The 20197-nt window shown below is 65.5% G+C and carries 18 protein-coding genes; 8 read left to right on the plus strand and 10 right to left on the minus strand.

Features of this window, described 5'->3' with window-relative positions:
- Nucleotides 1–44: 44 nt before the first annotated feature.
- From ACTX90_RS06885 to ilvD, 4 genes are all read right to left on the minus strand, one after another.
- The gene (locus tag ACTX90_RS06885) at nt 45–704 is read right to left on the minus strand and encodes a GntR family transcriptional regulator (RefSeq protein ID WP_047118798.1); all 660 of its coding nucleotides are present in this window, start codon (nt 702–704) and stop codon (nt 45–47) included.
- Entirely contained in the window at nt 704–2206 is a 1503-nt protein-coding gene (locus ACTX90_RS06890) for a fumarylacetoacetate hydrolase family protein (protein ID WP_113607875.1), read from the minus strand. The genes ACTX90_RS06885 and ACTX90_RS06890 overlap by 1 nt, the downstream gene beginning before the upstream one ends.
- 1156 nt (nt 2207–3362) lie before the next feature.
- On the minus strand, nt 3363–4946 hold the full coding sequence (locus ACTX90_RS06895; protein WP_113607874.1) for an HNH endonuclease signature motif containing protein: 1584 nt from the start codon (nt 4944–4946) through the stop codon (nt 3363–3365).
- A gap of 826 nt (nt 4947–5772) precedes the next feature.
- On the minus strand, nt 5773–7701 hold the full coding sequence (gene ilvD, locus ACTX90_RS06900; protein ID WP_053797826.1) for a dihydroxy-acid dehydratase: 1929 nt from the start codon (nt 7699–7701) through the stop codon (nt 5773–5775).
- An 84-nt stretch (nt 7702–7785) separates the two neighbouring features.
- On the opposite strand from ilvD, the gene ACTX90_RS06905 reads away from it, so the two are divergent.
- On the plus strand, nt 7786–8565 hold the full coding sequence (locus ACTX90_RS06905; RefSeq protein ID WP_113607871.1) for a helix-turn-helix transcriptional regulator: 780 nt from the start codon (nt 7786–7788) through the stop codon (nt 8563–8565).
- A gap of 21 nt (nt 8566–8586) precedes the next feature.
- Here ACTX90_RS06905 and ACTX90_RS06910 read toward each other — a convergent pair whose 3' ends face one another.
- The 3 genes from ACTX90_RS06910 to ACTX90_RS06920 all read right to left on the minus strand — a co-directional run bounded on the left by ACTX90_RS06910 (nt 8587) and on the right by ACTX90_RS06920 (nt 10363).
- Nucleotides 8587–8844: a hypothetical protein gene (locus ACTX90_RS06910; protein WP_047118804.1), complete on the minus strand. Its 258-nt coding sequence runs from the start codon at nt 8842–8844 to the stop codon at nt 8587–8589.
- Nucleotides 8844–9527, minus strand: coding sequence for a hypothetical protein (locus tag ACTX90_RS06915; protein ID WP_146956132.1), 684 nt, complete (start codon nt 9525–9527; stop codon nt 8844–8846). Before ACTX90_RS06915 ends, ACTX90_RS06910 begins: the two co-directional genes overlap by 1 nt.
- Nucleotides 9528–9658: 131 nt before the next feature.
- Nucleotides 9659–10363 carry an alpha/beta fold hydrolase gene (locus ACTX90_RS06920; RefSeq protein WP_181728167.1) on the minus strand — a complete coding sequence of 235 codons (705 nt, stop codon included), beginning with the start codon at nt 10361–10363 and terminating at the stop codon, nt 9659–9661.
- A 180-nt stretch (nt 10364–10543) separates the two neighbouring features.
- On the opposite strand from ACTX90_RS06920, the gene ACTX90_RS06925 reads away from it, so the two are divergent.
- Genes ACTX90_RS06925 through ACTX90_RS06945 form a run of 5 tightly spaced genes read left to right on the plus strand, consistent with a single transcriptional unit; the run spans nt 10544 to nt 16325 of the window.
- Nucleotides 10544–11284 (plus strand): NUDIX hydrolase, encoded by a 741-nt coding sequence (locus tag ACTX90_RS06925; protein WP_047118806.1) that lies wholly within the window; start codon nt 10544–10546, stop codon nt 11282–11284.
- A 58-nt stretch (nt 11285–11342) separates the two neighbouring features.
- A complete protein-coding gene (gene nadA, locus ACTX90_RS06930) occupies nt 11343–12644 on the plus strand; it encodes a quinolinate synthase NadA (RefSeq protein WP_443443601.1) in 1302 nt (433 codons plus the stop codon).
- On the plus strand, nt 12641–14320 hold the full coding sequence (locus ACTX90_RS06935) for an L-aspartate oxidase (RefSeq protein ID WP_443443602.1): 1680 nt from the start codon (nt 12641–12643) through the stop codon (nt 14318–14320). Before nadA ends, ACTX90_RS06935 begins: the two co-directional genes overlap by 4 nt.
- Complete coding sequence (nadC, locus tag ACTX90_RS06940) at nt 14317–15183, plus strand: carboxylating nicotinate-nucleotide diphosphorylase (RefSeq protein ID WP_443443603.1); 867 nt, start codon at nt 14317–14319, stop codon at nt 15181–15183. The genes ACTX90_RS06935 and nadC overlap by 4 nt, the downstream gene beginning before the upstream one ends.
- Nucleotides 15180–16325, plus strand: coding sequence for a cysteine desulfurase family protein (locus ACTX90_RS06945; protein ID WP_424679179.1), 1146 nt, complete (start codon nt 15180–15182; stop codon nt 16323–16325). Before nadC ends, ACTX90_RS06945 begins: the two co-directional genes overlap by 4 nt.
- 11 nt (nt 16326–16336) lie before the next feature.
- Here the strand turns inward: ACTX90_RS06945 and ACTX90_RS06950 are convergent, their stop codons facing one another.
- Both ACTX90_RS06950 and ACTX90_RS06955 read right to left on the minus strand, forming a co-directional pair.
- Nucleotides 16337–17614, minus strand: coding sequence for an MFS transporter (locus ACTX90_RS06950; protein WP_443443605.1), 1278 nt, complete (start codon nt 17612–17614; stop codon nt 16337–16339).
- Entirely contained in the window at nt 17590–17994 is a 405-nt protein-coding gene (locus ACTX90_RS06955; protein ID WP_443443607.1) for an MFS transporter, read from the minus strand. The genes ACTX90_RS06950 and ACTX90_RS06955 overlap by 25 nt, the downstream gene beginning before the upstream one ends.
- Before the next feature lie 404 nt (nt 17995–18398).
- Here ACTX90_RS06955 and ACTX90_RS06960 point away from each other — a divergent pair, with 404 nt between their 5' ends.
- The gene (locus tag ACTX90_RS06960) at nt 18399–18908 is read left to right on the plus strand and encodes a GNAT family N-acetyltransferase (RefSeq protein WP_053799371.1); all 510 of its coding nucleotides are present in this window, start codon (nt 18399–18401) and stop codon (nt 18906–18908) included.
- A 28-nt stretch (nt 18909–18936) separates the two neighbouring features.
- On the opposite strand, the gene ACTX90_RS06965 is transcribed toward ACTX90_RS06960, so the two are convergent.
- A complete protein-coding gene (locus ACTX90_RS06965; RefSeq protein ID WP_443443609.1) occupies nt 18937–19542 on the minus strand; it encodes a dihydrofolate reductase family protein in 606 nt (201 codons plus the stop codon).
- A 123-nt stretch (nt 19543–19665) separates the two neighbouring features.
- Between ACTX90_RS06965 and ACTX90_RS06970 the strand changes: the two genes are divergently transcribed.
- Complete coding sequence (locus ACTX90_RS06970; protein ID WP_120990363.1) at nt 19666–20142, plus strand: SRPBCC domain-containing protein; 477 nt, start codon at nt 19666–19668, stop codon at nt 20140–20142.
- The last annotated feature ends 55 nt before the right edge of the window (nt 20143–20197 follow it).

Here is a 20197-nt window from a genome sequence, read left to right on the forward strand (position 1 = left end):
ATTTCCTTTCGTGCGGTGTGAAAAATTGGTGCGGGATAAGTTTTCTAGATGGCGCTGGGCGGCATTCCGGCCGAAGCCAGGTACGCGTTCAGCGTGTTCGCGCGGTGCGCGCGGCATGCAGTCTCGATCTGCGCCGGGGTGGCGTGGTTCGCGATCAGCTCCAGCAACGCCTCGTGCTCCTGGACACTGGCCTTGGCCCGTGACGGGATGTGAGTGAAGGAGCTGGCCCGCATGGCCGCCAGTCGGCGCCAGCCGCGCTGGACCAGGTCCAGGATGTGCGGGTTAGGGCACTGGCCGTAGAGCAGCTTGTGGAACTCGGTGTTCATGCGGGTGAACGCGACCGGATCGAAGTCCTCAAGGCACTGGCGCATCGCATCGTTCAGCTTGCGCGCTTCGGCCAGCCACGCGGCGTCCATCGCGTCGGCTGCCAGTGCGGTGGCGGCCGGTTCGATGATCATCAGCGTCTGCATGGTGTGCAGGTAGAGCGTGGAATCCACGTGGGCGACGGTCGCCCCGACGTTGCGGGTGAAGTGCACCAGCCCTTCAGCCTCCAGCCGGCGGATCGCCTCGCGCACCGGGACCACGGAGCAGCCCAGTTCGTCGGCAATGGTGCCCAGCACCAGGCGGTAGCCCGGGGAGTAGGCGCCATTGACGATGCGCTCGGAGACCAGCTGGTAGGCGGCCTCGGACTTGGAAGCGGTCATTACAGCGCCCATGAGTCCAGGTCCGGGCTGCCTGCATCCTTCCAGGCATTGAACTTGGTCTTCCACTCGGCGTTCATCGGGAACAGGCCCTCGATGCCGTGGCCGCGCTTGACCATAGCGAAGATGAACTCGTCGTTCTCCTCGGTGGCCGCCGCCTCGGCGGCGATCTGCTCGACCATGGCCGGCGGGATCACCACGATGCCGTCGGAATCGGCCACGATCACGTCGCCCGGCTGCACCGAGACTCCGCCGCAGGCGACGGTGATATCGCGGTCCCAGGCCACATGCTTGCGGCCGAGGACTGCCGGGTGCGGCCCGTTGTGGAAGACCGGGATATCCAGGTTGCTCACGGCATCCAGGTCGCGCACGCCGCCGTCGGAGATGATGGCCGCGGCGCCGAGCTGCTGCGAACGCAGTGCCAGGATGTCGCCCAAAGTGGCCGAACCGGTCTCGCCGCGGGCCTCCATGACCAGGATCTCGCCGTCCTTGACCGCGTCGATGGCCTGCTTCTGCATGTTGTAGCCGCCGCCGTGGGCCTTGAACAGGTCTTCGCGGTTCGGGATGTAGCGCAGGGTGGCGGCGGTGCCGATCACGCGCTGCATGCCCTTGGTGGCGCCGGAAACCTCGATGTTCACGTTGTTCATGCCGTGCTTGCGCATGGTGCCGGACAGGGTTGCGGTCGCGACGGAGGCCAGCTGCTCGCGGATGGCGTCGGTCAGCACGTCCTTGCCGGTCAGCTTCGGAGCCAGGCCGGCGGACTCGCGGTCGCCGTAGGCGTCTTCCTTGTCCTTTTCGTTGACCTTTGGCTGGTTGCCAAAGTCAGCGAAGGTAGCGGTGCCTTCCACTGCGGTGGTCTTCAGCTTGCCGGTGGTGGCACCGGAGACGAGGTCGGTGACCTCAACCTCGACGATGTCGCCCGGGAAGAAGACGGTGGACCCGGCAGGGGTGCCGGTCAGGATGATGTCGCCGGGCAGCAGGGTCATCTGCTGGGACAGGTCTGCAACGATCTGCGCGAAGGAGAACAGCAGCTCGGAGGTGTCTGCGTCCTGGGCGATGACGCCGTTGACCCAGGTCTGCACGCGCAGCTTGGCAGGGTCGACCGAAGCGGCGTCAAGTGCCATAGGACCCAGCGGGGTGTAGCCGTCGCCGGACTTGGAGCGGATGTTCGATCCCTTGTCCGCGTACTTCATGTCGTGCACGCCCAGGTCGTTCGATGCGGTGATGGAGCCGACGTAGCTCCAGGCATCCTCGACGGAGACGCGGCGGGCTGCCTTGCCGATGATCAGTGCGATCTCACCTTCAAAAGCCAACAGCTCGGTGCCGGCCGGGCGCTCAACGGTGCCGTTGGTGGCAGCCAGGGAGCTGGAAGCCTTCATAAAGTAGCTCGGGAACTTCGGGGTGCGACCGCGCTGCGCTGCACGCGAAGAGTAGCTCAGGTGTACGGCCAGAACCTTTCCTGCCTGGCTGAAGGTTTCCTCGGTGACCGGAATCGGAGTGCTCATCGGTGAATTGCCCACTTTCGTCGTACATGATCTCGTACATCAAATCGTATACGATCAGTGTGCTCTCAATCTCAGGGACTGTCAAGATGGCAATCCACAATTGTTTTCCGGGACCGGACCAAGGGCTCCCAACTCCAGCGATTCCGCGGGTTTCGACAAGTGATTTAATTCTTCGCGGTGCCGTAACGCGAGGAGCTAGAGGCATACGATCCAAACGTCGATTGGGCACTGGTAAATATCTCGGTTTGTGTGCGATTTCCACGGTGTTCATCTCAGTTTGCCCGTGCCTGCCAAGATGCTTTTATCGTGGCGTGGCGGATCGAATACGTGGAGACGTCGCCATGGACCACAAGCGAACTGCCGGTGAAAAATGAACAGAAAATGTGTTCAGTTCCTGTAGGAGCGCTTCGCTGACCGGCACGACGCCCGAATATCAGGTATCCCTCGTAGCACCTGAAACAGGCGATGCGCAGGGCGGGTGGGGAAAGCCAGCGCCCGAGCTGCCGGTTCGCCGTGCATTCGAGACGCTCTGGGGAACGTCCGGCAATTGGCGATCCGAGAGCCCCGTCCTGCCGATGAACAAAAATAATGCTCATGCTGCAATCCGCTGTTGCCAGGGAGTTGGATTTACGCGGTGCATCTACTTACTTCTGGATCTCAGCACTCCGGACCTATCTTTCAGGAATCCATGCGACCCGAACATGACGATAATTCAAATCCAGAGCGCGTGATGGCGGAAAGTGAACAGAATAATTGTTCACAACAGTGCCGGCGGGGGATGTGGGTGGATGGTGTGCCGTGCTCTTAAAGCGGCGAGTTGTCCAACCTGATATTGGTGAACCCCTGCAGGGTTGCGGCAAATGACTAGAGTCGGCGACAACTAATAACGCGGTGGAAATGAACAGAATTTTTGTTCATTTAGCAGGTCGCTTTTGCTCGATCAGAGAAAATGCAGAAACCGTAGGCGAACTGCCGCCGTCCATTGAATCAATAATTCGTTCATGCGAGGATGGCAACTACTCGCGGCGCTGAACCGAATCCAAAGCACACGAACATGTCAATTGACATGTTGTTTTCTGCCTTGAATCCATACGTAGGCTCGACGATGTGAGGCTGTGGAACGGGGCAACAATCCTGTTTTGGAAACTCGCAAGAGCTAGTTCGCGTCTACTTCAGGCGGTTCTTCGAATTCGTACCCCAGAACTTTCCTTACGCGGTCTGTGAGCTCGATGTCGAGACGTTGCGGGGTGCGATCTGCGTTGAAATCGAAGTTCTGAACGCTCGTCACTGATCCTGGAATTTCGATGCATGTCTGCCCATGAGGAGTGCGCCACATGACTGAGCCATCGGGGAGGTAAGTGTAGTTCCAGCCCAAAGCGTGCTTGAACATCTGATGTCGTTTGCAGCAAAGCTTGGTGTTGGTGCGGTTGGTTCCGCCGCCTTTGGCCCAGTCATCGATGTGTTCAACTTCGGATCGCTCTGGCAAGCGGTTGCATCCCGGGAACTGGCACTGCGTATCCCGGAATCTAAGCAGGTCTCGAAGAGCTTGCGGTGGGCGGTACTTCTTGCGGTCGACGTCGATAACGGCGCCGCTCCACGGGTCAGTCAGCAATCGAAGCATCGACGGGGCATCCGCCGCCAGCTTCAAAGCCGTTCCAATCGGGATTGGACCGTATCCTTCGAGGTCTGCCAAGGCCTTTCGAGGATCTGCCAGCATCTCGACAGCCGGAATCGTTACGGCCACCTTGGTTTTCAGCGTACTGCCGCCGCCCTCCGGCCAACCGTCCAGCAAGGCGTCCCTCAGTGTGTCGTATCTTAATTGACCGCGTGTTCGGGGATCTTCGGGATCGACGTTTGAAACGACATGATGTTCGACGGTGTTTACCACTGAAATGATATCTTCCGCTGGGCCGCGAAGTTGCGCGACCGCCATACCGTCTTTCTCCATCCACCAACGCAGATCCCGGGTTTCTTTTGCATCTTTGTGGCGTTCGTCGATTGGCTTCGGGTGCATCTTTTCGTGAAGCCGGCGTGCCCGTTGCCGGACGGCCGAATCGCTGGCGTGTTTGGCAAATGGCAGCAGGAGTTCTTCCATGCGGTGCACGTCTTCAGTTTCGAGGTCCTGAGCATTTTTGATGATCTCGCGCGCGGTCTGAGTTGTAATTTCACCGGCGCTCAACGCATTCAAGGTTTCAAGGCATAGATGCCGCAAACCTTCAGCCATGATGAGTTTATTGGAAATGTGATTGTCTGTATCTCTCATGGCGATGGATGCTTCGGCAACAAACGAGGAGCGTGCTATTTCTTGGTCATGTGGGGTGACGCGATAGTAGCCTGCAGACAAATTCGCCAGAATGTCGTCGGCGAAGACACCCATTTCCGCAAGTTGTTCAGGGGTAGGTTCGTCCTCTGCTTGAATGCGGTTGTCGCCGTTGGATTGGAGAGCGACACCTCGCGCGAAGAGTTCGTAGGTGTCCGCCATGAGGACTGCCTCGCTAGCATCCAGCATGCTGCGGAGCCTGCTAAGCATGGCCAGTTGGTCTAGCCCGACGGCCAGGTCTTGGGCAGGCATCTGCTTATTGAGTTCGGTCAGCACTTCCAGGGGACCGGTGAAGTACTTCTGACGCTGAATAGCCGCGCCCCATGTACCTGTCGTTTGGACGGTGTCCCTCAACCCCGGTGCTTCAATCGGGAGGCGGTGGGAGTCGTCGTCATTCTCGAAAATATCTCTGATACCCATAACTTAATTGTCCTCCGTCTTCCGACAGTATGGGTAAGTATCTACGACTTCGGGATATCTCATTCCTGATCGATAGGGATCAGGTTCGATTCAAAATCATGGTGGTGGCGTCGGTCTTCGCCCTGGAACACCCAAGGGCCTAATCGTGACTGGATGCCTCCGAAGAGAAGCTTCCGATTGTATTTCGACATCCCCGTCACGATCTTGGCCGAATCCGCTCTTAACTCATGTCGGGCGAAGTTATCTGAATCCGTGAACCACTGCCATGGGGTGACCATGGAACCGTAGGCCTCGGTGGGAAGCATTCAGGTGGCTTCGCTCGACGTCTTTCTGGAGGAATGCCAGAACGATGAAGCTCAAAAATTCGTCAAGGACTGAATCCTGCGAGAGTTATTCTTGGTGGAATTTCGAAAGACTCTCCTATCCGCAAAAGAGTTCTGACATGCATTTTTATCGGACAGTGGTGCGGAATCATTCCCAAGGAAAGAGTTATTTTTAGAAAACCGCGTCACGAAGCGGCAGTGAAGCACTCTTAACTGGTGAAAGACGAAATCAGCCGCACAACGAACTCATGCCATGGGGATGGCGCAGTTCAGGAATTGCACTTGGGGGTGCGCGGAGAGATTTTGTCTTGTTGGATGCATGCTCACTTGGGGGTGGGAAAGTATCTCGACAGGCCTGGGACTCACAATGGATGAGTCCCAAGTCATTTGTCGTTTCTGGGCCTGTCGGCATCATGCAGCCGAGCTAACGGGCCCGCAAATGCGCGAAGGGCTCGGAGCATTCGATCTGAATGCTCCGAGCCCTTCGCGGCTGTCAGTACGGGTTAGGCCTGTGCGGTTGCTGCCGTACGTTCTGCTGCAGCAGCGCGCTCGTCGGCCTCGCGCAGGGCGCGCTCCACGCGGTCGACGTCGCGCACCGCGCCCTTGTCCGCAGACAGGGCCATAGCGGCGTAGGCGCGCAGCGCAGGGGAAACCACGCGCTCGCGGTTGGCCGGGCGGTAGCCGGTGGTGGCCAGCAAGCGCTCGCGGCGCTCGGCCAGGACGTCGTCGGAGACATTCAGGGTCAGGCCGCGGGTCGGGATGTCGATCGAGATCGAATCGCCGTCCTCAACCAGCGCGATGAGTCCGCCGGAGGCCGCCTCGGGGGAGACGTGGCCGATGGAGAGGCCGGAGGTACCGCCGGAGAAGCGGCCGTCGGTGATCAGCGCGCATTCCTTGCCTAGGCCGCGGCCCTTGAGGAACGAGGTCGGATAGAGCATTTCCTGCATGCCCGGGCCGCCCTTGGGGCCCTCATAGCGGATGACGACCACGTCGCCGGCCTTGACCTGCTTGTTCAGGATCTTTTCGACGGCCTCGTCCTGGGACTCGCAGACCACTGCCGGGCCGGTGAAGGTCCAGATGGAGGGATCCACGCCGGCGGTCTTGACCACGGCGCCGTCCACGGCGATGTTGCCGCGCAGCACGGCCAGGCCGCCGTCCTTGGAGTAGGCATGCTCGACCGAGCGGATGCAGCCTTCGGCGGAGTCGGTGTCCAGGTCCTCCCACTGGGCGGACTGGGAGAACGCGGTGGAGGAGCGCACGCCGCCTGGGGCTGCGTGCCACAGGGCGAGGGATTCCTCGGTGGCCGCACCGCCGCGGATGTCCCAGGCGTCCAGCCATTCGCCCATGGTCTTGGAGTGCACGGTGTGCACGGTCTCGTCCAGCAGGCCGCCGCGGCGCAGCTCGCCGAGGATGGCGGGGATGCCGCCGGCGCGGTGCACGTCCTCCATGTAGTAGATCTTGCCGGCGCCTGCCGCGTTCGGCGCGACCTTGGCCAGGCACGGCACGCGGCGGGAGACCGCGTCGATCTCGTCCAGGCCGAACTCGACGCCGGCCTCGTGGGCGGCGGCGAGCAGGTGCAGGATGGTGTTGGTGGAACCGCCCATGGCGATGTCCAGGGCCATGGCGTTGCCGAAGGCCTGCTCGGTGGCGATGCTGCGCGGCAGCACCGAGTCGTCGGATTCGCCGTAGTAGCGGTTGGAGATCTCGACAACCAGCTTGCCGGCGTTCTCGTAGAGGTCCTTGCGGGCGGTATGGGTGGCCAGGGTGGAGCCGTTGCCCGGCAGCGACAGGCCCATGGCCTCGGTCAGGCAGTTCATCGAGTTCGCGGTGAACATGCCGGAGCACGAGCCGCAGGTCGGGCAGGCCGATTCCTCGATGCGCAGCAGGTCCGCGTCGGAGACGTTCTCGTTCACCGCCTCGGAGATGGCGTCGACCAGGTCCAGGGTGCGCACGGTGCCGTCCACCAGGGTGGCGCGGCCGGATTCCATCGGGCCGCCGGAGACGAACACGGTCGGGATGTTCAGGCGCAGCGCGGCCATCAGCATTCCCGGGGTGATCTTGTCGCAGTTGGAGATGCAGATCAGCGCGTCGGCGCAGTGGGCGTTGACCATGTATTCGACCGAGTCGGCGATCAGGTCGCGGCTGGGCAGCGAGTACAGCATGCCGCCGTGGCCCATGGCGATGCCGTCGTCCACCGCGATGGTGTTGAACTCGCGCGGGATGCCGCCGGCGGCGGTGATCGCCTCGGAGACGATGCGGCCCACGGGCTGCAGGTGGGTGTGGCCCGGAACGAATTCGGTGAAGCTGTTGGCCACGGCGATGATGGGCTTGCGGCCCAGATCTGCGCCGTTGACTCCAGCCGCGCGGAACAGGGCGCGGGCGCCTGCCATATTGCGGCCATGGGTGACGGTGTGGGAACGAAGTGTGGTCATTGCATAATCACATCACAGGTTTTGCCGCAGACCCAGACGGTGACAATACTAGTAGTACTACTACCAGATGACGATGGGACGCCGATGAACGCTAGTCAGCGCCGCAGGGAGGAGCTCGCCGGTTTCCTCAAGGACCGACGTGCCAGGGCGGACCGCGCCGCGCACGGCCTGCCGGCGGTGGGCCGCAGCCGGCTGCGCGGGCTGCGCCGGGAGGAAGTGGCCACGCTGGCCGGCATCAGCGTCACCTGGTACACGTGGCTGGAGCAGGCCCGAGACATCAACCCCTCGCGCCAGGTGCTGGACTCGCTGGCCAGGCTCTACCGCCTGACCCCGGTGGAGACCACCTACCTGCTATCGCTCGGCGGACACCGCGACACGATTCCGGCGGCCTCCGAGGGCATGACACCCGCGCTGCAGCGGCTGCTGGACGCGCTGGACTTCCCTGCGTTCCTGCTCTCCGCTGACTGGACCATCATCGGATGGAACGTGCACTATGCGCAGCTGTACCCGCGGATTCAGGCGCTCGACGAGGAGGACCGGAACCTGCTCTGGCTGGTATTCACCGACGCGGCGCTCCGGCAGATGCTGCCGGACTGGGCGGAGCAGAGCCGCGGGTTCGTGGGGAGTTTCCGCGCCGAGACCCGCGGTTGGCTGAATCCGGCGGGGGAGAGCGGCATCGTCGCCCGTGTGTCGGCGGCCTCGCCGGAATTCGCGGCGATCTGGAAGGAGCGCGACGTGGCCGGCTTCGGCACCCGCGAGCGGCTGTTCAACCACCCGGCCAAGGGGCTGACCCGCTACGAACAGCACAACCTGATTCCGGCGGAAGCCTCGGACTTGACGCTGCTGTTCTACGCGCCGCTGTAGCGTCGCTTGTGGCAAGTGGGACTATTCGCCTGGAATTTGGTACTTGATCAGAGCCTTCATATTAGGGCTCAACGTGATGGTCGGCGAGAAAGCCACCGCATTTTTCGCGTGCTGCCTGGCTGCGAACATGGCCAGATAACTGAGCACTTTTGAGTGCACGTTGTCATCTGGATCGACAATGATGTATTCGTCATCGCCGCGTTTTTCGACGTGCAGATCTGGGGCGGACACTTCGTCTTCGACGATGATTTCAGCATTCCGATTTCGTCGTGTGGCCATTATTTCCACCGTTTTCTAGATGCTCTTGTCCTAAGTCTAGCTTTCGTCCGAACGTCACGTAAGCCGGTGAGTATGCCGTCCCAGACCGGTTCGCGCGCATCGACTGTTGCGCTGTTGTTCGAATTTTCAGGCGAGGTTGTAGACTTCCCTGGCCCTGAGATGTCATCCGAAATGATCCGGGACATAGCTCCCAGCATGGCGGCCTCACTTCGCGATACGAACCAGCCATCACGATGTGATTTCTTGAAATGGCGAAATGCCCTGAGGCGTCCCAGCACACTGCTTGATTCGTCAGGCAACGATGAATGCGGCTCGACTGGCTTCGCTGTCAATGGCGGCTCAGGTTGGGCCGACGGGCCATTGCGGTTATTCGAATAGCGAGGATTCTTGAACACCCATGGTTTTTGGGGGCCGTCAAGAGTTCCTAGTATCAGGGAACCCAATGCCTGATCCGTGGTGGAATCACTTTTTGCCAGTTCGATTCCGTATTGGACGCGCTTCCGCCACTGACCCGCATGGTCGACCCTTGTGCGGAGCTTGAATGTCCGGAGTGCGGCCAAGGCTGCGATAAATCCAACCAAGGCCGGCAAAATGGCGCCCCAGGAAGCCAAGGCCGAAATGCCTGGTGTCATCCAAATCCAAGCGGAATTGAAGAATTCCTGCAGCCAGCTGAAGAAGTCCATATGGCGACGATAGTCGTGACCAGCGGATCAACGGTGAATCGCGCTTCGAGAAGTGGAGAACCCTTTTGGCCGCGGACCTCGCTCGACAGGTCGTGAGGTCCGCGGTCAAGGTGCCAGCGTTTCGACGTGGGTTAGGCGCCCAAGAACTCCAAGGTCTTTTCCTTGAATTCCCGGCTCGTGACGGCGTTCGCATGGTTGCGTCCGGCCAGCCAGAGCACCTCGTTGCGGGTGCCGGCGTTCTTGAGCAGGCGGCGCAGCTGCGGCATCGTGGTGGCCAGGTCATCGAGGTCGCCGGCGACCAGCAAGGTGGGGGTGGAGGGGATCTTGCTTTCGGGTTCGAAAGGCTCGGTCTTGATGCCCTCGATCAGCTTGAACAGCGCTTCGGCATCGTTGGACGGCTCGGCGGCGACGATCTGCATGATGGACGCGGTGAGGTCGTCGTTGATCTCCTCGCCGCTGGCAAGGAACTTGCGGGCCTGTTCGATCTCGAAGCCGGCGAGCATGTCGTTGGCGCCCGGGCCGCCCATGACCAGGTGCTCGACCAGATCCGGGTTCCACGCGGCGAATTCCCATGCAAGGCGCGAGCCCAGCGAATAGCCCAGCACGTCGACTGGACCTTCGTCCAGGTCAATCACGATGGCTGCCAGCGCCTGGCGGATCTGGCTCGGAGCCCAGCTGCCTTCGTTGCGGTGCGGGTCGGTGCCGTGGCCGGGAAGGTCGACAAGCAGGACGTTGCGGCCATGGTCGGTGAAATAATTCGTCCACCGGGCCCGTTCCCAATTCGATTCGCCGGATGAGGCGAAGCCGTGGATGAGCAGTACGGATGGTCCGCTCACCTCGGAGTTTGTGCGAATGACGCGGAGATTCAGATCAAGGGTCATGCTACCGATCATAGGCCACAAAACAGGTAAACATCGTCTTGCGCTAGCGCGACGAGGTAGTTAATGTCAGAATGACTCTAACGCGGTCCGGACCGCGGAAACTGCTGGAAAACCTGAAACGGGGCATCACACCTGATGACATCGGTACCAAGCTGGGCAAACGTCGACGAACGGCGGAACATGCCGCCGACGCTGGCGGTGTCCACGGTGATCCTCGGCATCCGCGAGGGCGTCGAGGGCGGGCCGGACAAGCTGTGCCTGCCGCTGGTGCGCCGCATCCGCCAGCCGCACGCGGGATTGTGGGCGCTGCCCGGCGGTCCGGTGGGGGCGCGCGAGTCGCTGGGCCAGGCGGCCGGGCGCACGCTGGCCGAGACCACCGGGCTGCGTCCGAACTACCTGGAGCAGCTGTACACCTTCGGGGACATCGACCGCTCGCCCACGCACCGGCTGGTGACCATCGCCTACTTCGCGCTGATGCACGTGGACCAGGTGGGTGCGACGGTGCGGGACGAGAACGTTGCCTGGTTCGACATCGATGATCCGCAGATCGCGCGGATGGCCTTCGACCACCGCCAGATCGTGGACTACGCGCTGTGGAGGCTGCGCAACAAAACCGAATACGGGCAGATCGCGCACCGGCTGCTCGGCGAGCGCTTCACCCTCGCGGCGCTGCGCGGGGTGTACGAGGCGATCCTCGGTCGCCGACTGGATCCGGCGAACTTCCGGCGCACGCTGAACTCGACCGCCAGCGTCGAGGCGACCGACGAATACCAGGCCGGCGGCAAGCACCGCCCGCCGCGGCTCTACCGCTACGTCGGGCACGGGCCCGATCCGCTGCAGGTCGACCCCCTGCAGGTCGAGCCGCCGCAGGGCTGAAAAGCAACTTCACCACACTTTTTCAACTAGACCGTTGAATCCCTGAAGGGGGAGCACCATGAGCACCAACACCATCTTCACCGACGCGGCTTCGGCCCAGCACAACGCCTCGGTCGCGCAGAACATCGCGCGGCTGAACCTGCTGGCCCCGGGCTCCACCTGCTCGGACGATTTGAAGTCCAACCCCTGGGACACCCCCGGCGGCTACGGCCCTGGCGCCTCGGAAGCGGACGAGGTGCCTGCAGGCTACCCGGTGCAGGGCAGCATCCCGCAGGAGTACCTGAAGGCCAGCGATCAGGAGCTGGACGCGCGCATCCTGGCGGCCAAGGAAACCCTAGGCGAGCGCGCGGTGATCCTGGGCCACTTCTACCAGCGCGACGAGGTGGTGAAGTACGCGGACTTCGTCGGCGACTCCTTCCAGCTGGCCAACGCGGCGCTGACCCGCGAGACGGCGGAGGCAATCGTCTTCTGCGGCGTGCACTTCATGGCGGAGACCGCAGACATCCTCACGCGCGATGACCAGGCGGTCATCCTGCCGAACCTCGCCGCGGGCTGCTCCATGGCGGACATGGCCGACGGGCCGAGCGTCCAGCAGTGCTGGGACGAGCTGACCGAACTGTACAAGGACGAGGAGGACGACGGGCGCCTGCCGGTCATCCCGGTCACCTACATGAACTGCTCGGCTGAGCTGAAGGCGTTCGTGGGCCGCAACGGCGGGCTGGTGTGCACCAGCTCGAATGCCGCCACGGTGCTTGAATGGGCGTTCGAGCGCGGCCGGCGCGTGCTGTTCTTCCCCGACCAGCACCTGGGCCGCAACACCGCCAAGGCCATGGGCGTGCCGCTGGAGCAGATGCCCATGTGGACCCCGCGCAAGGCGCTGGGCGGCAATGACGAGATGACCCTGCGCGATGCCAAGGTCATCTTGTGGCACGGCTTCTGCTCGGTGCACAAGCGCTTCAACCCGGGCCAGATCGCGAAGGCGCGCGAGGAGTACCCCGGCGTGCGCGTGATCGTGCACCCGGAATGCCCGATGGAGGTCGTGGACGCGGCCGACGAGGCCGGCAGCACCGACTACATCCGCCGCGCGATCGCCGACGCGACCGAGCCCACGGTGTTCGCGATCGGCACCGAGATCAACATGGTCAACCGGCTGGCCGCCGAGTACCCGCAGCACACCATCTTCTGCCTAGACCCGGTGATCTGCCCGTGCTCGACGATGTACCGCATCCACCCCGGCTACCTGGCCTGGGTGCTGGAGGAGCTGGTCGCCGGGCGCGTGGTCAACCGGATCACCGTGCCCGCCGAGCAGCAGGGCGACGCGAAAATCGCCCTGGAACGCATGCTGGCCGCCCGGCCATGAGCGCCGCGGGGGAGAAGCAGCTGGTCATCATCGGGTCCGGGGTCGCCGGGCTGACCGCGGCGCTGCAGGCGGCGGCCGCCGGGGCGCACCCGGTGCTGCTGACCAAGGACCGGCTGGGGGACTCGAACAGCGAGCTGGCCCAGGGCGGGCTGAGCGCCGTCACCGCGCAGTCCATCGCCGCCGGGGACTCGGTGGCCGCGCACGCGGCTGACACGCTGGCCGCCGGCGCCGGGCACTGCGGGGAAACCGCGGTGGACTTCATGTGCGCCTCGGCCGCCGAGCTGGTCGATGCGCTGGAAGGCCACGCGGTCGCGTTCGACCGCACCGAGGGCGGCGGCTACCAGCTGGGCCTGGAGGCAGCGCACAGCGCCCACCGCATCCTGCACATCCACGGGGACGCCACCGGGGCGGGGCTCGTTGCGGCCCTGTCCGCCGCGGTGCTGCGCGCCCGCGACGCCGGCGAGCTGACGGTGCGCGAGCATGCGCTGGCCACGTCCTTGGTGCTCGACGAGCGCGGTGCGGTGGCCGGGGTCGAGGTCCTGCAGCACGGCACGTCGCACCGGATCGAGGCCGACGCGGTCCTGCTGGCCACCGGGGGACTGGGCCGGCTGTACGCCGCGACCACCAACCCGGCATGGGCCACCGCGGACGGGATCGGGCTGGCGGCCCGGGCCGGCGCGGTGATCGCCGACGCGGAATTCGTGCAGTTCCACCCCACGCTGGTCGACCCGGCGGCCTACCCGGAGGCCGGCATGATCTCCGAGGCGGTGCGCGGGGAGGGCGCGGTGCTGGTCACCGGCGCCGGCGAGCGCTTCATGCCCGCCGAGCACCCCGATGCCGAGCTGGCCCCGCGCGACGTGGTGGCCCGCGGCATCCACCGCCAGCTGCTGGCCGGGCGCCGGGTGTACCTGGACGCCCGCGGCCTGGACGCGCAGCGTGGCGCCGGCTTCACCGCACGGCGCTTCCCCTCGATCACCGCACGGCTGGCGGCCTGCGGGCTGGATCTGGCCGCGGACCTGGTCCCGGTGGTCCCTGCCCAGCACTACGCCATGGGCGGGATCACCACGGACACCAGCGCGCGCACCACCGTGCCCGGGCTCTACGCGGCCGGCGAATGCGCCAACACCACGGTGCACGGCGCCAACCGGCTGGCCAGCAACTCGCTGCTGGAGGCGATGGTGTTCGCCCGCACCGCGGTGCAGGCCATGCTTTCCGACGATCCCGGGGCCTGCGCGGACCTCGATGGGCTCGACGGGATGGCCGTCGCCCAGCTGCCGACGGCGCTGTCCGCGCACGGCGCGGCCGAGGCCCCGCTGGACCTGGACACCCTGCAGCGCGAGGCCAGCGAGGCCATCGGCGTGTACCGCACCGGCGAGCAGCTTCAACGCTTCGCCGAGCTGCTGAGCGCCTCCGCTCCGGTGGCCGAGTCCCCGCGCGGGCAGCTGGAGCTGGAGAACCTGTGGCTTGCAGCCCGCTTCACCACGGCCGGCGCGCTGGCGCGCGGAGGATCGCTCGGCGCCCACCATCGGCTGGACTCGGCGCCCGGGCAATCGCAGCCTGCCATCCGCTACGGCTGGCAGCTGAATTGTGCCGAACGAACCGCCGAACGAACCGCAGAGCAACTTTCCGCACCCCTGAGCACTTCAAGCACGAGCAGCAAGGAACACACCGCGTGAACGCACCCATCCATCCCGTCCCGCTGCGCGTGATCGACCGCATCATCCACCTCGCGCTGGAAGAGGACAACCCCCGCGGGGACCTGACCGCCGACACCATCGTTCCGGCCGGGGCGGTCGCCACCTGCCGGGTGCGCGCCCGCCAGCCCGGAATCCTGGCCGGCGGCACGGTCTTCGCCCGCGCCATGCACGCGGTGGACCCGGGCATCGCCACCACCCAGCTGGTCGCCGAGGGGCGCACCTTCGCGGCGGGGGACACGCTGATCGAGGTCAGCGGCCCGGCGGCCTCCATCCTCACCGCCGAGCGCGTGGGGCTGAACCTGCTGCAGCGCCTGAGCGCCATCGCCACCGCCACCGGTGAGCTGGTCGCCCTGGTCGCGCACACCAAGGCGCGCATCGCCGACACCCGCAAGACCACTCCGGGGCTGCGCGCGCTGGAACGCTACGCGGTGCGCTGCGGCGGCGGAGTGAACCACCGCGACAACCTTTCCGACGCGTTCATGGCCAAGGACAACCACCTGGCCTTGTTCGATACCCCGCAGGCGCTGACCGAGGCGCTGCGCGGCGTGCGCGCCAGGCTGGGGCACACCACCGCCATGGAGGTGGAGGTGGATTCCATCGACCAGCTGCCGGCGGTGCTGGAGGCGGGGGTGGACGTGATCATGCTTGACAACTTCGACCCCGCTGACATCCCGGCGGCCATCGAGCTGATCGCCGGGCGCGCGATCGTGGAGGCCAGCGGCAACATCAACGCCGGCACGGTCGCCGCGGTGGCCGAATCCGGGGTGGACATCATCTCCTCGGGCGCCATCACCCACTCGGTGGCGGCGATCGACCTGGGACTGGATATGGTTGTCGAATGATCTACATGGACGCCGCCGCCACCGCCCCGCCGCGCCAGGAGGTGCTGGACACCGTCTCGCCGCTGCTGACCCGCGACTTCGGCAACCCCGCCTCGCACCATGAGGCGGGGCACCAGGCCCGCCGGGCCGCTAACTGGGCGCGCGCCCAGGTCGCCGCGCAGCTGGCGGTGCGCGACGAGGAAATCTACTTCACCTCCGGCGGCACCGAGGGCGCGAACACCGCGGTGATCGGCGGCGCGCTGGGCAATCCGCGCGGCCGGGTGGTGGTAGCCAGCGCCATCGAGCACCCCGCGGTGCTCGAAGCCTGCCGCTACCTGGTGGACTTCCACGGTTTCACGCTGCGGCTGATCAACGTCACCGCCGGCGGGCTGGTGGACCTGGAGCATGCGGCGCAGCTGATCGACGACGACGTCGCCGTGGTCTCGGTGATGGCGGTGAACAACGAGGTCGGCACCATCCAGCCGGTGGCGCAGGTCGCCGCGCTGGCCCACGCGGCCGGCGCGCTGATGCACACCGACGCGGTGCAGGCCGCCGGATGGCTGGACCTGGCGCCGCTGGCCGCCGCGGTGGACGCCTTGAGCATCTCCGGGCACAAGATCGGCGGGCTGAAGGGCAGCGGGGCGCTGTACCTGTCGGGGAAGGACCGCTTCGTGCCGCTGCTGCATGGCGGCGGGCAGCAGTCGGGCATGCGCTCGGGCACCGAGAACCCGGCGGCCGCCGCCGGCATCGCGGTGGCCCTGCAGGTCTGCGCTTCCCAGCGCGCGCAGGGGATGGGCGAGGGCTTCGGCAGCTACCTGATCGAGAAGATCACCCGCGGACTGGAAGCCAAGCACCCGGGCAGCGTGCAGCTGACCGGCAGCGGGCAGCAGCGCATCGGCGGCATCGTGTCCTTCGTGTTCCCGAAGACCGCGGGGGAGACCGTGCTGATCGAACTGGAGCGCAAGGGCGTGCTGTGCTCCTCCGGGTCCGCCTGCGCGGCGGGCTCCACCGATCCCTCGCCGGTGCTCACCGCCATGGGGTACCAGGAGCAGCTGGCGCACACTGCGGTGCGGCTGTCCTTCGGGCGCGGCATCAAGGAGAACGAGCTGAGCCAGGTGGCCAACGCGGTCATCGCCGCGGTCGGCGGGCTGCTGGCCGCGTAGGCAGGTGCATCCTAGCGATCACTTGCCGCGGCCAGCCGGGTGGCGACCCGCTGGGCAAAGAGCAGGCGCCAAGCGCCCACGGCGCCGAGCAGCAGGAAAAACGCCGCGGCCAGCATCGACAAGCGGGTCGCATCGGAGAAGCCGGCGGAGAGGGCGTCGATGGTCGAAGCGGTGTCTTGCCCTCCCGGGGGCTGCAGGCGCAGCTGGGAGATGGTGGTGCCGGCGCTCTGCCGGGTCGACTCGGCCAGCTGCGAGGCCTGGTCGGCGGGAACCAGGGCGTCGTCCAGCCGCGAGGGCAGGGTGATGGCCAGCGCCGCGGAGAGCACGGCGCCGGAGATCGCGGTGCCCAGCGCCGAGCCGATCTGGCGCACGGTGCTCTGCGTGGCCGAGCCCTGGCCGGAAATCTGCACCGGAACCTCGGCCAGCACCGTGCCGGTCAGCTGCGCGGAGGCAAGTCCCAGGCCCAGCCCGTAGACCACCAGGGTGACCGCCACAGCCCACACCGACACCCCGGCGCTGAGCACCAGGGCCAGCACCAGCACACCGGCGGTTTCCAGTCCCAGTCCCAGCAGCACGGTGCCGGCAGGCGAGAGCACCGCGGCCAGGTGCCGGGCCGAAGCTCCGGAGAAGAAGGCGCCCAGCGCCATCGCGGCCAGGATGAAGCCTGCATGCAGCACGCTCAGCCCCAGCGCATTGACCAGGAACAGCGGCAGCACAAACAACAACGCGAATTCGCCGATGGCAACACTCGCGGCCGTCAGGTTGCCCCAGGAGAACGTCTTGTGCTCGAACAAGCGCAGTTCCAGCAACGCGGCGCGGCCGTTGCGGGCACGGTGCCGCTCCCAGAAGATGAACAGCGTGATGGCCGCAACCGAGACCAGCAGCGCGATGCCGGGCAACGATACCGCCGCATCGGCCGGCCAAGTGAACGAGCCGATTTTCAGTTCCTTGGTGGGGGTGATCCAGCCGGCGTCCGGTCCTTCGATGATCGCGAACACCAGCGCGCCCATGCCCAGCGCGCTGAGCAGCGCCCCGTCCACGTCCACGCCGCGGCCGGTGGTTCCGCCCTTGGTTTCGGGCACGAAGATCAGTCCCAGCACCAGCAGCACGGCGCCCAGCGGCAGGTTCACCAGGAAGATCCAGTGCCAGGAGGCGTATTCGGTGAGCAGGCCGCCGGCCAACGGGCCGATGGCCGCGGCGCCGGAGATCACCGCGCCCCATACGCCGAAGGCGGCGGCGCGCTGCTTGCCCTGGAACAGCGAGTTCACCGTGGACAGGGTGGAAGGCATGATGCTCGCGGCGCCGATGGCCTGTACCGCGCGGGCGGCCGCGGCCCGGCGGCATCCGCATTGGCCGCCAGCAGCGAGCCGCCCATGAATACGAGCACGCCGAGAATGAACATCTTCTTGCGGCCCCAGCGGTCGGCCAGGCTGCCGGTGGACAGCAGCAGCGCCGCGAGCACCACCGCATAGAGGCTGTTGACCCACTGCGCGTCGCCCAGATCCAGGCGGATGTCGGCGATGATGGTCGGCAGCGCCACGCCGACGATGGTGCCGTCCAGCACCACCAGTCCAAGGCCTGCGGCCAGGATGCCCAGCGCCGCCCACGGGTGCGCTGCGGAGCGGGGGACGGCGCCGGGTGCGGTGTTTCGTGTTTTGTCTGTCGTCACGTCTCTGGCCTCTGGTGGTTGCTGGTGCGCCGGCGTGCTGCCGTGCGGTGTGCCTTTAATTCCTGATCGTAATCCGGGAAACCGAACTGGTCATCCACCAAATGGTTGAATGTGGACAACGTTCGGGTCCTCTTACAGAGCGGCAGCCAGCGCTGCGGCCCGGCACCAACGCAGCGCGCCGCGCGGTGCGATGCACGGACATGGCCAACCTCCGGATGGTGCGCTGATGGTGAACGCCTCATGGCACCTGCCGGCCGCTGCGCACAAGGGCAGGCCGCCAGCGGATGTGCGTTGTGGCCTGCAGGAATCCGGGCGGGACGGGTGCGGAAGGAGCAGGGGGAGCAGGCCGGGCAGTAGCAAGATTCGATTTACCAAGACGATGCTGGTTTGGTAGGTTGGCGATCATGCAGATTCGTCCAGAGGGCTTCGATGACCGGGCCGCAGTCTATGCGGTGACGCATGCGGCTTTTGCCGGAATCGATCCGATGGTCGAGCCCGAGGAAGTCGGGCTGCTGCAGCAGCTCTTCGACTGCGAGGGCTACGATGCGCGCTTTTCCATCGTCGCGCTCGACGACGCCGTGGTGATCGGCCATGTCATCGCCACCTGGGGAAGGGTCGATGGGCAGCAGATGCTGGGCCTGGGCCCGCTGGCCGTGGCTCCGGAGTACCAGCACCGCGGTGTCGGCTCGATCCTGATGCAGCAGATCCACGACGCCGCGGAGAACGCGCAGCTCAGCGGTATCGTGCTGCTCGGCTCGCCGGGCTACTACCACCGCTTCGGCTACGAACCGGCGTCCCGCCGCGGCATCATCCCTAGCGACCCGACCTGGGGCGAGCACTTCATGGTGCGCGTGTTCGACGAGAGCGCACTGCCACGCGGCGACTACCGGTACGCCAGCCCCTTCGGCTGCTAGGGCACTCGGCTCCGAAGCCTGTGCCGGGTCAGGCGGATTCCCGCGGTGCGAGATCGTAGATCACGTGGGTGACCAGCCCGGTGCTGCGCGAGGAGCGCGGGATGAACTCCTGCCCTGACACGCCCTCGAAGAGGCGCTCGCCGGAGCCCAGCAGCTTCGGGGAGATGTGCAGCCGCAGTTCGTCCAGCAGCCCCGCGTCCAGGAACTGGTTGATGGTCGACGCTCCGCCGGCGATCGCGACATTCTTCCCGCCGGCCGCCTCGCGCGCCAGCTGAAGCGCCTGGCGGATCCCGCCGGTCACGAAGTTGAAGACCGTGCCGCCCTCCATGGCCAGCGGTTCGCCCTCGTGGTGGGTGAGCACGAAGACCGGTGCGTGATACGGGGGATCCTCGCCCCACCAGCCGCGCCAGCTGCCCGAGGGCGCCCCGCGCTCGGGGCTGAACATGTTCCGGCCCATGATGTAGGCGCCTGCCTCCAGGATTCCGGCGCGCTCCGCGGCGTCGTCGTCCCGGGCTTCGAACTGCCATTGGTGCAGCTGTTCGCCGCCGCGGCCCAGCGGCTGTTCAAGGCTCTGCTCCGGCCCGGCCACGAAGCCGTCCAGGGAGATCGTGACGTCGCAGGTAACCCGTGCCATGATGCGCTCCATCAGCAGGTCGAGAATCCGATGGCGACAGGATAGCAGGAGTCATGGACACTGCGGCTGGGAATACGCGACGGGCTCTTGCCCCGCTGGGAGCACGAGGTGTAGAAAAGTGCCGTGAGTCACGACCCAGCCCCCAGCCAGCTGTCCTTCAGCGTTTCGGGACACATCGCCAAGACCTGCACCCAGGTGTACGAGGCGGTGGCAGATCCCGAGCAGCTCTCCGCCTACTTCACGACCGGCGGCGCCAAGGGCCGCCTGGAAACCGGCGCGACCGTGAGCTGGGACTTCCACGACTTCCCGGGCGCCTTCCCGGTCAAGGTGCTGGAAGCCGAGGTTCCGCGGCGCATCGTGCTGCAGTGGGAAGCGAACCATTCCGCGGCGCCTGACGCGCAGAACACCGTCACCTTCGACTTCCAGCCCCAGGACGACAACTCGCGCACCAAGGTCGTGATCACCGAATCCGCGTGGCAGGACACCGCCGAGGGCGCCACGGCGGCCTTCGGCAACTGCGAGGGCTGGACCGGCATGCTCGCGGCCATGAAGTGCTGGCTGGAATACGGCATCGTGCTGCGCGAGGGCTTCTACAAGTAGCGGCGGCCGGACGAATAACGCGGCAACGCCGGCGGAACCGCCCCGCAGGACTGGA

Source organism: Glutamicibacter soli, assembly GCF_052322135.1.
Taxonomy (GTDB): Bacteria; Actinomycetota; Actinomycetes; order Actinomycetales; family Micrococcaceae; genus Glutamicibacter; species Glutamicibacter soli.